This window comes from Methanobrevibacter sp. (assembly GCF_045577275.1).
In the GTDB taxonomy this organism is placed as follows: domain Archaea; phylum Methanobacteriota; class Methanobacteria; order Methanobacteriales; family Methanobacteriaceae; genus Methanobrevibacter.
Genome location: NZ_JAZNIB010000176.1, coordinates 1 through 11,598, shown reverse-complemented (window position 1 = coordinate 11,598; position 11,598 = coordinate 1). Strand labels below are relative to the sequence as shown.

At 31.7% G+C, this 11,598-nt stretch carries 14 protein-coding genes; 5 read left to right on the top strand and 9 right to left on the bottom strand.

Going from position 1 to position 11,598, the window contains the following annotated elements:
- From ACKI67_RS05295 to ACKI67_RS05255, 9 genes are all read right to left on the bottom strand, one after another.
- Positions 1–269, bottom strand: a 269-nt coding sequence (locus tag ACKI67_RS05295; RefSeq protein ID WP_407462380.1) for a hypothetical protein, incomplete at its 3' end; no start/stop codon positions are given.
- A 106-nt stretch (positions 270–375) separates the two neighbouring features.
- Positions 376–1,008 (bottom strand): DUF6434 domain-containing protein, encoded by a 633-nt coding sequence (locus ACKI67_RS05290; RefSeq protein WP_407462379.1) that lies wholly within the window; start codon positions 1,006–1,008, stop codon positions 376–378.
- A 28-nt stretch (positions 1,009–1,036) separates the two neighbouring features.
- Complete coding sequence (locus tag ACKI67_RS05285) at positions 1,037–1,621, bottom strand: HemK2/MTQ2 family protein methyltransferase (RefSeq protein WP_407462382.1); 585 nt, start codon at positions 1,619–1,621, stop codon at positions 1,037–1,039.
- 78 nt (positions 1,622–1,699) lie between these two features.
- Complete coding sequence (rsmA, locus tag ACKI67_RS05280) at positions 1,700–2,599, bottom strand: 16S rRNA (adenine(1518)-N(6)/adenine(1519)-N(6))-dimethyltransferase RsmA (protein WP_407462378.1); 900 nt, start codon at positions 2,597–2,599, stop codon at positions 1,700–1,702.
- 113 nt (positions 2,600–2,712) lie between these two features.
- Positions 2,713–3,450 carry a DUF655 domain-containing protein gene (locus ACKI67_RS05275; protein WP_407462377.1) on the bottom strand — a complete coding sequence of 246 codons (738 nt, stop codon included), beginning with the start codon at positions 3,448–3,450 and terminating at the stop codon, positions 2,713–2,715.
- Between the two features lie 387 nt (positions 3,451–3,837).
- Complete coding sequence (locus tag ACKI67_RS05270; protein ID WP_407462376.1) at positions 3,838–4,191, bottom strand: RNA polymerase Rpb4 family protein; 354 nt, start codon at positions 4,189–4,191, stop codon at positions 3,838–3,840.
- A 5-nt stretch (positions 4,192–4,196) separates the two neighbouring features.
- Positions 4,197–4,487, bottom strand: a complete 291-nt coding sequence (locus tag ACKI67_RS05265) for a 50S ribosomal protein L21e (protein ID WP_292775781.1) — start codon at positions 4,485–4,487, stop codon at positions 4,197–4,199.
- Positions 4,488–4,897: 410 nt separating this feature from the next.
- Positions 4,898–6,151 carry a tRNA pseudouridine(54/55) synthase Pus10 gene (locus tag ACKI67_RS05260; RefSeq protein WP_407462375.1) on the bottom strand — a complete coding sequence of 418 codons (1,254 nt, stop codon included), beginning with the start codon at positions 6,149–6,151 and terminating at the stop codon, positions 4,898–4,900.
- Between the two features lie 126 nt (positions 6,152–6,277).
- On the bottom strand, positions 6,278–7,618 hold the full coding sequence (locus tag ACKI67_RS05255) for a signal recognition particle protein Srp54 (RefSeq protein WP_407462374.1): 1,341 nt from the start codon (positions 7,616–7,618) through the stop codon (positions 6,278–6,280).
- Positions 7,619–7,887: 269 nt separating this feature from the next.
- Here ACKI67_RS05255 and hpt point away from each other — a divergent pair, with 269 nt between their 5' ends.
- The 5 genes from hpt to ACKI67_RS05230 all read left to right on the top strand — a co-directional run bounded on the left by hpt (position 7,888) and on the right by ACKI67_RS05230 (position 11,450).
- Entirely contained in the window at positions 7,888–8,454 is a 567-nt protein-coding gene (gene hpt, locus ACKI67_RS05250; protein ID WP_407462372.1) for a hypoxanthine/guanine phosphoribosyltransferase, read from the top strand.
- Positions 8,455–8,606: 152 nt separating this feature from the next.
- Complete coding sequence (dph2, locus tag ACKI67_RS05245; RefSeq protein ID WP_407462370.1) at positions 8,607–9,614, top strand: diphthamide biosynthesis enzyme Dph2; 1,008 nt, start codon at positions 8,607–8,609, stop codon at positions 9,612–9,614.
- A gap of 345 nt (positions 9,615–9,959) precedes the next feature.
- Positions 9,960–10,526 carry an exosome complex RNA-binding protein Csl4 gene (locus ACKI67_RS05240; RefSeq protein ID WP_407462369.1) on the top strand — a complete coding sequence of 189 codons (567 nt, stop codon included), beginning with the start codon at positions 9,960–9,962 and terminating at the stop codon, positions 10,524–10,526.
- Positions 10,527–10,572: 46 nt separating this feature from the next.
- Positions 10,573–10,845, top strand: coding sequence for a DNA-directed RNA polymerase subunit L (locus ACKI67_RS05235; protein ID WP_407462368.1), 273 nt, complete (start codon positions 10,573–10,575; stop codon positions 10,843–10,845).
- A gap of 185 nt (positions 10,846–11,030) precedes the next feature.
- The gene (locus ACKI67_RS05230) at positions 11,031–11,450 is read left to right on the top strand and encodes an NUDIX domain-containing protein (RefSeq protein ID WP_407462381.1); all 420 of its coding nucleotides are present in this window, start codon (positions 11,031–11,033) and stop codon (positions 11,448–11,450) included.
- Positions 11,451–11,598 lie beyond the last annotated feature (148 nt).

Sequence of the window (11,598 nt, the reverse complement as noted above, 5' to 3'; positions counted from 1 at the left end):
ATATGATCTTTGATGTAGTCTTCACCTTCAAGAACTATGTCGTTCAGCTTCAATGCCAAACTTTTCATGGATTCAACATATATTGACTGGTCATCTGTATAAATGGTTTTCAAAGCTTCCTTTTCTATTGGAATTCCTATTAGGATGCTGTTTGGATACTCTTTAGGAACGTTTTTAATACCTTCTAAACTAGCAAAACCAACTACTTCCGCTCCTTTTGATTTAAGAAAATCTTCTATTTCCTGTGAATTTTTCTCCTCTAAATTCATCAAATCGTCCCTCTTTTAGATTATTATTTTTGCTAGATTATATGAATAAATATGATTTTAAGATTTTTAAATATTTTCTTAATTAATTTAACATATGCAATTATAATTAGTTTAATATATCTAAATCAGATTTTTCATACTTATTATGTCCTTTAAGACTCTTTTTATGCTTCCAACATTTTAAAGCATGATCCAATGTCTTGTCGTCATTGTCTTTGAAGAAATCTCGTATGTACTGATTGTATTGGAATTGCTTATCTATTTTGGTCTTTTCCTTTGAATTTTGAAGTTCATGGTATGCATCGATTGCATCCTGATAAGTCTTATCTGGATTGGCCTTTAGCCATTTTTGAAATTTAACCTTAAATTTGAATCCTTTTCCTATTTCCTTTTCAAAGAATTCTCTCTTATCTTCACTGCACTTGAAGTTATCTCCTAAAATTGAATCCAATGTGATTTCTTCAGAGGAACTTGCTTTGCTTAAATTAGGCTTAGATAAGTTATTTTTATTTTTATTCTTATTTTCAATAGGATTTGAATCATCTAATGATTTTCCTGTATCAAGATAGTAAATAATCCTTTCTTCCAATTGATTCTTGCTTCCGCTTACTTTCAATCCTTCATTTTTACAGAAGTCCTTTAATTCCTCTTTTAAAAAATAGTATTCCTTGAAGTCTTCACTTTTCAAGTCTTTTGTTAGCTGTGGTCTTGGAGTAGTTTGTATGGTATTTTTTGGCATGATATCATCAAAATAAAATAAATTAGTTTTAGATCTTATATGCATTAATCAAAACGATCTCTTCAAAGAAGAACTTTTCACTTGCAGCTATTTCTGCAACGAATCCATTCCTGTCAAACATATTCAATGTCCTGTCATTGTCTGATAATGATGACTGTATTATCTGGACAATTCCCTTATCGTTTAAATGATTTGACACTTCATTAATGAATCTGTCAATAACTTTTCTTCCATTTAATCCACCGTCAAATGCATAATTTAAATCACCATCAATAATATCATCAGAATCGGTAGGAAGATATGGGGTATTAAATAGAATCACATCAAACTTTTCATTTTTCACTGGTTCAAAGAGGTCGCCGAACTCAAGTCTTATGGTGCTGATATTGTTGAGACGGAAGTTTTTCTCAGCAAGTTCAAGAGCATTGTAGTTTATGTCGGTTGCTGTAACGTCATCTGTGAGCAAACTTGCATACATTGAAACAAGACCTGATCCAGTTCCTATTTCAAGCACACTTTGTCCTTCTTTGATTTCAAGGTTTTCAGCCAATAAAAAAGTGTCATCTGAAGGAATGTAAACCATATCATCTGTTTCTATTTCAAACTTTCCCATTTTCATAATAATCCTCAGTAATATGATCTTTCAATTTGGATATGCTCTTATTAAGGAGCAATTCATTTTAATATGCCTCTATTTAAGGTGGTCTTTCAATAAGATTGACAGTTCCATAATGCTTTCAGGAGATAGATTGATTGTTCTCTCCAGCAGTAGTTCCTTCACTTTAGGATTTTCATCCTCTAAGTTGTTAAGTATTGCTTTCAATTCTTTCTTGTCTTTAAATCCAATTATGTGTCTTGAATCAATAAGCGCATTTTTTGATTTCTTATTCCTATGTTGGAACATTGCCTTAACGACTTTTGAATATACTTTGTAGGTCTCATCATCTATTGCAAACTCTTCATCGTCAATTTTTATTGATTTGATGTTTTTTGGCTTTAATTGAACAACAGATGAATCTACCTTAGGAGAGGGTATGAATGATTCAGGAGAAACCTTTGTCAGGAACTTGACTTCTGCTTTGAAGTATAACATGGCAGAAAGTCTTGAATATTGCTTTGTTCCTACCTTTCCGTTCATCCTATCTGCAAATTCCTTCTGATACATTAAAATTGCAAGGTCAAAGTCAGATTTTAGGAATTTGAAGCTGATTGGTGAAGATATTTGATAAGGAAGATTTGATACAATTTTATTGAATTCTGGAAAATCCACTTTCACTGCATCGCCGTTGATGAGCTCTACATTGTCTATGCCTTCCTTCTCCAAACGTTTCTTAAGTATATTAAAAATAGTTGTGTCCTGTTCGATTGCTATTACATGCTTTGCCTTTTTGGCAAGTTCAATTGTAAGTGTTCCTATTCCAGGACCAATTTCAAGGACGGTATCATCTTTTGTAAGCTTTGCATATTCGATGATTTTCTTTCTTTTGAAATCATCTATAAGGTAATTTTGACCTAAATTCTTATTCAATATAATCCCATTTTCGTTTAGAATCTGTTTGGTTTCTTTAGCCAAGGATATTTTTTCAGTCAATCAATCACCTTTCGAGCCTTAAAATAGTAGTGTTCATGTTTAGAAATAATAAAAATAAAAAATAAAAAAAGAGAAATGAGTTTTAACTCTATTTGAGAGTTTTTACTCATAAATTATTCTTTGTTTTCACTTTGTTGTTTATTTTGAGGTTTCTTACCTTTATTGTTAGGTTTTCTACCTCTTCCCCTATTGTTTCTTCCTTTGCCTCTGCCTTTGCCGTATTTCTTTCTTTTGTTTGCAGGGTGTCTGGAAGGAACTTGGGTAAACATATAATATTTGCTTTTACCTCTTTTGACTGTAGTGGTATCAAGTTCTAACCTAACTCTTTTTGCAAGCATATCCACAGGATCTCCAAGGAGAGGAACCCTTTCCTTCAAATCTTCAAAGTTTTTGAAAGGTTCCTTTTCACGCTCTTCCAAAATCATTTGAGTGTGCTTTTTACCGATACCTGGGATTAGCTCCAATTTGTGCATTTTGATGTTGAGAGAATCGATTTCATTGAAGAATTTTATATAGATGTCTTCCTTTTCGGAAATGATCTCTTTGATAGCATATTCCAATTCGATTCTAGCGGTTGCAGTTAAGTTTTCAAAGTCTAATAATCCTTTTACTCTATTTACTTTATCCCTTTTTCCAGATCCTATATAGACTTTGTCATGAATATCTAAATCAATACCTTCTTTAGGTGTAACTTCGATTAATGTGAATTTGTCTACTCCAATAGCTTGTGCAATAGGTTTGCCATGTGCATTTGGTCTTTCTGGATTTACGTACCCAAATTTAAGATAATCTAAAATTATAACATATTCTTCTTTTTTTGGAGTAGGATTATCAATGTTTGGATTATCCATATTTTCACCTCATATCTATTATTGTTTATTAGTCAGTAAATTAATTAGTGTCAATTAGTGTCAATCAATATTTGTCCTCATAATTGACAATTAATAATTTTCTTTCAATTTTTTTATAAATTTTATTTTACTTTTTGTAAATTTAATATAATATTAGTATATTTTTATTTTATTAATATTTATAATTTTTTTATTTTTTATAAAAATGGTTTAAAAAATAGATAAAAAATAGAAGTTAATAAAAAATAGAAAAAAATAGAATAAATAGTATTTTTTAAAAAATAGTTAATTTAAAAAAAATTTTAAAAGTAGTAAAAATTGTTAAAAAAAGTAAATCGGCTTTGAAGAATAAAAATAGAAAAATAGGATGAATATAAAAAAGATAAATTATTCATCTTCTTTAATTTCGTATTTTTCTAAAATTTCAAGAATTTCCTTCATTTCATCGTTTGAAGGTGCGTTCCTTTCTTTTGCGAAAACTAATCTTAAGTCAGCCATGTCTCTAGGTAAAATATCTGCTACGCGAACAGCTACTTTGTAGTCAACATATGCTTCAAGCTCTTCGATTAATTTTTCAGTATCTTCAAGGGAAAGTTTTGTTAGACTAGTTGCATGCTCTAAAGTCAAGTTCTGTTCATAACTGAGTTTCTCATCGCCATGATTTTCTTTGAATTCTTCAAGAATTTCTTTAACTTTAGCCGCAGGTATTGGTTTACTTTCTAATGTTTTTTTCCCAATCATTGTACTCACTCTTGTAATTTTAAGTGTTCTGGAGTAACGATTAATTCTTTTGCTTTATTACCATCTTTTAATGCAAGTATGTAAGCTTTACCTTTTTTGTCCACTACTTTAGCGGTTTTTCCATGGAATCTGGAATGTGGTTGTCCTTTTTGAATACTTGGGTCGATGATAATATGTACCATATCACCGTTTTCGAATTGTTGAATTCTTCTGGTGATTGGGTTAGAACGACCAGGTCTTACTCTTTTGGTCAATTTTTTTCTACTTCTACTTTTAAATCCTCTGGATCTTTGCATTTTTATACCTCTTTAATATTTAATTAATTGTGTATCAAAATATAAAACCCATCATTTTATATCTTTTTAAATAGCTAGTAGCCCAGTATAATATTTAAGTTGAATACTATAGCATAAGCCCTTCGGTTTAGCTATTCATTGTAAAAGCCAATATATAAGTCTTATTTAGACTTAGCCTTAACCGTAGGTTTAATTGATTAAAACATATCTAAATTTTATATATTGAAAGAAAAAAATATCAAAAATATTATAAAATATCATAAAATTTTAGTGACTGGATTTCAGCAATAATCCAATCTTCTATTTTTGATAGTAATAAACTATATATTTTAGGATATTAATAAACTTTATGTTTTTTAAGATAATTTAATGAATATTTAAAAAAAGTTGCTTTGAAGATGGATTTGATATTATTTGATTCCAACTTCAATCACATCCAATTCTGCACAGATTGCTTGGGTTTTAAGAACTTCAGTTACGCTTGGATTGGATCTTCCTTCATCAGATGAAATGAGCTCTTTGATGTACAAGCCGCCTTCTGTTTTTATGATCATTTCAAAGGTCTTTGAGTCGATGAACTTAGCTTCAATGTTCTTGACTTCCTTTTCTCTGATTTTGTCAGCCCTTCTGTGGGATACTCTTATTGGAGTCCTTTGTTGGATGATATGTAGAGACTGCAGTTTTTCCAAATCCTCTTCCTTGATGTCATCTTCACATTTTACAAGAGCCCTATAGACTTTGTATGTGTCTGGGGAGGATACCTTTATCTCTGCCTTTCTTTTTCTTTCAGTGAATTTAAGGTTTAGATACTCTGTTTTTCCTTTTGCAGAAACTGCAACTTCCTCAGCTATTTTTTCAAGGTCTATCTTTCTTATCTTAGGTTCCTTTATCTCAAGTACAAATGGACGACCTGTTCCCAACATTCTAACGTCAATGTCTTCCCTTCCAGCACCGTGGAACTTGGCTTCATAACCATTTGTATGCTTAAGCACCACTTCAGATAAAAGCTCTTCAACGGATTCGGGGTATTGCTTACCTGTGAAATTGCATTCCTCACATCCCCTGCCTTTACATTTTGTGCAAGGCCATTTGGTTTGAGGAATTCCTCTCACAAGCTTTCTATATCTTCCTTCAATAAATATAGGATTGATTTGGAGTCTGACTTTGATTGGATTTTCAATATCTTCTTTTAAGATTCTTCGCAAATCCACCATTACAAGAACATCTTCACCGTCAAAGTCAACATTCTGCTTGAGATTGGCTTCAAGCAATTTGCCGATTTCCCTGTTGACTTCCTTTTTGATTATTTCAACATTGAAATCAAACTTATCGCTGATTTCCTGGTCTGTTTCAACAATTTCCTTAGGCAATTTGCAGCCTACAACAAAAGTGTCAAATTCTACATTGAGGAATTCTATTTTTTCATTTACCAAATCAAGAACTTTGGTGTTGATGTCATCAAACAAATCATTGCAGATTACGCATTTTTCATCATCAATGGTGTAAGGTTCTAGATTGAGAGCTTCTCTTATCTTAATGCCTCTATCTTCATTTCCATCACCTTCTACACAGTCTGAAAATTTACGTCCAAGGCAATGATTACAGATTTTTCCATCAGTATGATTTATCAATTCTTCTGCTTTGTTTAGTATTTCTTGATTCATTAAATTCCTCTTTAAAAAAATAATTTTAAAAAATAATAATTAAATTTAAGCAAAAATTCCAATAAAAATAATAAAAATGAGTTTATTTTTCAAAAAAGCAAATAGGAGAAATAGATTTGATAAAATCTATTTCATGAATTGGCCCATAAGCCTATTCATTGCTCCTCCACCTACTCCTCTACGTCCAATACCTTTCATCGCTTTTTTGGTATTGTTGTAGTATCTCAATAATTCCTTAACGCTGCTCTCGTCTACACCGGAACCTCTTGCGATTCTTTGAATACGAGATTGCTTGATTATTTTAGGGTTGAGCATTTCTTCCTCTGTCATTGAGGACATTATGATCTTGAACTCATTGATCTTGTCTTCAGTCATTTGGCTTGCTTCTTTAGGTATCTTTCCACCTAAACCTGGAATCATGTTCATGACCTGTTGCATAGGTCCCATGCTGTTCATCATGTCAAACTGATTCTGCATATCCATAAGGGTGAACTTTCCGCTGAGCATGTTGTTCATGGTTTTGGTAGCGACATCCTCGTCAATCACTTCTTCTGCCTTTTCGATAAGGCTTCTGATGTCTCCCATACCTAATAGTCTTGAGATGAATCTTTCAGGATCGAATGCTTCAAAGTCATCGATTCTTTCACCGGTACCAATGAATTTGATTGGTGCACCAGTTTCAGCTACTGCAGAGAGAGCTCCTCCCCCTTTGGCTGTACCGTCTAATTTTGAAATGATGATTGAACCGATATCGGTTGCTTGTGAAAATGCTTTTGCTTGTTCTCCAGCCTGTTGACCGATAGTACCATCGATAACGAGAATGGATTCATCCGGTTCGATGATCTTATCCAATTTGTTCATCTCTTCGATAAGGTCCTCTTCATTTTTATGCCTACCTGCAGTATCGAAGATAATGATCTTTTGGTTTTTGAATTTCTTCAAACCCTTTTCGGCAAGGTCTAATGCATCCTTGTTTTCAGGGTCTCCATAAAGTTGGATTTGCAAGTCTTCAGTCAATTGCCTTAACTGTTCATATGCTGCAGGTCTCCATGTGTCTGTACATACAATTGCTGGAGAGAAACCTTTTCTTTGAAGGTATTTGCATAATTTACCAATTGTAGTGGTTTTACCACTACCTTGTAATCCTAAGAACAATATTTTAAATGGCTTTTTATTGATTTCAAGTTCTTTTGCTTCACTTCCAAGCAAATTAACCATTTCTTCATAGATAATTGTGATTACATGTTCCCTTGGGGTAATTCCTTTTGGAGGCTCTTCATTAAGTGCTCTTTCTTCTATTTTTTTTGATAATTTTAAAACAAGATTAATGTTTACGTCAGATTGAATTAAAGCTCTTTGAATATCTTTTACAACTTCTTTAACAACCTTTTTGTCAATAACACTCATTCCTGCCAATTTTTTCATGGTGTTTGTAAGGTTTTCTCCTAAACTTCCTAACATTGACATATTATCTTTTCCTTTTAGATTGTTTTATTAATTATTTTAAATATTTTTGATAAGTTTTTTTGATAAGTTTTAATATATTCGATAAATAGTTTATTAATAGTTTATCTTATTAACTTTAATGTATAAATTAATATTATATAAAAGTTTATTTATCTTTTATTATAAAATTATTGATAGGAGTAAATAAATTTATTGGGATTTAATACGGATTTCAAAGAAATTTAGTTTGATAAATATATTTATGTTTTTAGTAGTTAAGAGGTTTTAAAATGCTTGAAAAATTAGTAGAATCATTAAGAAATGCGCCAGTTGTTAAAAAAGGGGATTATGATTATTTTGTTCACGGTATAAGTGATGGAGTGCCTGCATTGGATCCTTGTGTCTTAAAGGAAATTGCACAGGTCTTAAAGGAAAAATTGGACTTGTCCAGCATTGACAAGATTGTAGGTGTTGAAGCGATGGGTATTCACATTGCTACCGCATTGGCTTTGGAAACAGGCCTTCCTTTTGTCGTCATTCGTAAAAGGGAATATGGTTTGGAAGGAGAACATGAAATCTTGAAACACACTGGTTATGCAACCTCTAAATTATACGTCAACGACTTGAGAGAAGGAGACAATATCATTTTGGTCGATGATGTGGTAAGTACTGGAGGAACTCTTACTGCTTTGATAAAAGAATTGAAGATTATGGGAGTTAATTTGGTTCACACCGTCGTAGTTGTAGAGAAAGGTGAAGGTAAAAAGATTGTAGAGGAAGCTACCGGTGAAGAAATTAAGACTCTTGTAAAATTGGATGTAGTTGATGGAAAAGTAATCGCAGATTCATTGATATAATCAGTTTCTGCTCTTATATCTTATATTTAATTTTTTATTTTTATTATTTTCATTTTTATTTTGATTCACTTAATCTTAAAACCTTGGATTTAATCAGGATTAAACCTGTTTATTTTTAAAATATTGAATTAGTTATTGAATTAGTTGATAAAATGGCGTTATATGATATGGAACTAAAGAGGGTTATAAAGAAAATTAACTCTTTGAATGTTAGGAATGTAGGTTTGCAGTTTCCGGAAGGACTTAAGATGCAGGCAATAGCTCTCGCTCGTGAGATTGAAAAGCAAACAGAGGCTACTGTTATCGTATCTGCAGATCCTTGCTTTGGAGCCTGTGATGTTTCAGATAGGAAAATGAATGGAATCGTGGATTTCATTGTTCATTATGGACACACCCCTCTCCCACTTAAATACAGCATTCCTACAATGTTTATTGAAGCCAAAGCTAATGTCAAGGTTAAGGATTATTTGGAGGAAGCATTGGAAGAGTTGCAGGATTATTCCAAAGTGGCCATTGCAACAACAGCCCAACATCTCCATTTGCTTGATGAGATTGTTGACTTTTTGGAGGACAATGGAAAGGAAGTGGTTATAGGTTCTTCAAGAAGCACAAGAAAAGGTCAGGTGTTAGGATGCAATTTTGCTTCCATAAAGAACTTAGGTGCTGAAGTTTACTTGTTTTTAGGAAGTGGCAATTTCCATCCTTTAGGAATCTACTTATTCACAAAAGCTCCTGTTTTAGCTATTGACCCATACAGTGGTGACATTCGTGAAATGAGTGCCTATGCAGATAGGATTTTAAGAATCAGATTTGCAAGAATTGTAAAGGCAAGGGAAGCTACAAAATGGGGAATCATTGTCTCTTCCAAGGAAGGGCAATATAGGATGAAATTGGCTAAGGAACTTAAAAAGCTGATTGAAGATGAAGGAATGGAAGCTTATGTTCTGCTTATGGATCATGTCAATCCAGATGTTTTGCTCCCCTATATGGAACTTGAAGCATTTGTTGTAACTGCATGTCCAAGGATAGCTATTGATGACTCTCAGATGTATAAGAAACCAGTCATCACTCCTAAAGAGTTGGAGATTGTTTTAAACAAGAGAGAATGGGAAAAGTATCAATTAGATGAGATACTATTTGAAGATAGATACTATCAATAGATTTTCATTTCTTTTATTTTTCTAATTTTTTTCTATTTTTTGTCTTTATTTGTTTTATAATCTAAAAACAAACTCTAAAAACCGAATTTTTTATATATTACTAAAAAACATAAATAATTTACATATAAATAATAGACAATTTTATGAAAATTTTGCGTAACATATTTTTTATAATAAATTTTATAAACGGAATTGTAAAATTTAGAATTTAGATTCGTCCTCTTGATTTTATAAATGGAATTATAAAGTCTAGAATTTAAATTCATTGTCTTTGATTTTATAAATGGAATTATAAAATCGGATTTAAAATTGAAATATGGCTTAATGGCCAAATGAGGTGTTTAGATGAAAATTGAATCTGGAGATTTTGTAATGCCTGGTGATTTCTTAAGTGTAAGTGAACAATTTTTACCAGGTCCAGGAGCATATGAAGATGATGGAAGTGTTAAATCAGGTGTTCCAGGAAATGTATTTATCGATGTTGAAGAAAAGGAAATCTCTGTAATATCAAAATCCGGCGGTCCAAACTTATTGAGAGTTGGAGATATTGTATACGGTGAAGTGAAGGATGTACGTGGACAAAGAGCTTTAATTACTATTTATGCTAAGAAAGGAACCAACCGTGAATTGGCTCTTCCTTATATGGCAGCTATTCACATCTCTCAAGTAACTCCGGGATACATTGATAAACTTACAGACGCTTTTAGAATTGGAGACTTAATTGAAGCAAAAGTTGTTAAAATCATGGGAGATAACCTTGATTTGAATACTGAAGACATCACTTCAGGTGTCGTAAAGGCTATGTGTACCAAATGCAGAACCTTTATGGATCCTTGCAATGAATCTGAAGTATACTGTCCTGTATGTGATAGAAAAGAGAAAAGAAAAGTTTCTAAAAATTATGATTATTAATTATATCATACTGTTGAAAAGCTCATTTATTTAAGGAAAAGATAACATGGAAATTGAAGTTGTTAAAGATACCAAATTAGAACTTGAAATGATTATTCATGGAGAAAACCACTCTCTTTGTAATGTTTTAAGAAAATATCTCATGGAAGATGATGATGTAGAATATGCGGTTTATGGTATTGACCACCCACTTACCGGCGAACCTATCATGACCATTAAAACCAAAAGAACAAAAAGACCAAGAGACTCTCTCTTAAGAGCAGCTCAAAGATTAAAAGAAGAAACTGCTGAATTTAAAGAATTAGTCGAAGGAATATAACCCAAGCTTTTTGAGCCTTCGGCTCAAAAACCTTGACCAAAACTTTTTCTCTTGATTGGATTGTTCTAATCTTTCCTATTTTTATTTTATTCATTATTTTATCTTCTTTTATTTTCTATTATTCCATATTTAAATTAATTATGAATTTTTAATCAATATTATTGATTTTATTTTGGGGTGATAATATTAAATACAAAATTCCGTCATTGACTGTTGACATTTTTATTTTTAATGAAAACCATGAGTTTATACTTATTCAAAGGAAAAACGATCCCTTTAAGAATTCTTGGGCATTGCCTGGTGGTTTTGTAGATTATGGTGAAACCACTAAACATGCCGCAATTAGAGAAGCAAAGGAAGAGACATCAATTGATGTTGAACTGATTAGGGTTCTTGATGTCTATTCAGAACCGGACCGTGACCCAAGAAGACATACAGTATCTGTCACCTATTTGGCTCGTGGAAACTTTGATGATGCAAATGCGGATGATGATGCTAAGGATATTGGTGTATATTCATTTGATGATTTAGATGATTTGAATATTGCATTTGATCATATGAAGATCTTAAGTGATGCTAAAAACTATTTGGAAAATAAGAATTAATTTTTATTTTTTATTTTCATCATTATTTTTTTTTATTTTTATTCGGTAGAATTTTTTCATCACAGATTTTAGATTTTTTTCTTAAGAATTTTTCAAAATTTTTCTTAAAAAAAAATACACTTATTTTCTTATAATTTTTTTAAAAAAA

Bases quoted from the DNA above. Each gene is read 5' to 3' on its own strand.
- ACKI67_RS05290 (WP_407462379.1), bottom strand. From the start codon at position 1,008: ATGCCAAAAAATACCATACAAACTACTCCAAGACCACAGCTAACAAAA.
- ACKI67_RS05285 (WP_407462382.1), bottom strand. From the start codon at position 1,621: ATGGGAAAGTTTGAAATAGAAACAGATGATATGGTTTACATTCCTTCA.
- ACKI67_RS05275 (WP_407462377.1), bottom strand. From the start codon at position 3,450: ATGGATAATCCAAACATTGATAATCCTACTCCAAAAAAAGAAGAATAT.
- ACKI67_RS05270 (WP_407462376.1), bottom strand. From the start codon at position 4,191: ATGATTGGGAAAAAAACATTAGAAAGTAAACCAATACCTGCGGCTAAA.
- ACKI67_RS05265 (WP_292775781.1), bottom strand. From the start codon at position 4,487: ATGCAAAGATCCAGAGGATTTAAAAGTAGAAGTAGAAAAAAATTGACC.
- ACKI67_RS05260 (WP_407462375.1), bottom strand. From the start codon at position 6,151: ATGAATCAAGAAATACTAAACAAAGCAGAAGAATTGATAAATCATACT.
- ACKI67_RS05255 (WP_407462374.1), bottom strand. From the start codon at position 7,618: ATGTCAATGTTAGGAAGTTTAGGAGAAAACCTTACAAACACCATGAAA.
- hpt (WP_407462372.1), top strand. From the start codon at position 7,888: ATGCTTGAAAAATTAGTAGAATCATTAAGAAATGCGCCAGTTGTTAAA.
- dph2 (WP_407462370.1), top strand. From the start codon at position 8,607: ATGGCGTTATATGATATGGAACTAAAGAGGGTTATAAAGAAAATTAAC.
- ACKI67_RS05240 (WP_407462369.1), top strand. From the start codon at position 9,960: ATGAAAATTGAATCTGGAGATTTTGTAATGCCTGGTGATTTCTTAAGT.
- ACKI67_RS05235 (WP_407462368.1), top strand. From the start codon at position 10,573: ATGGAAATTGAAGTTGTTAAAGATACCAAATTAGAACTTGAAATGATT.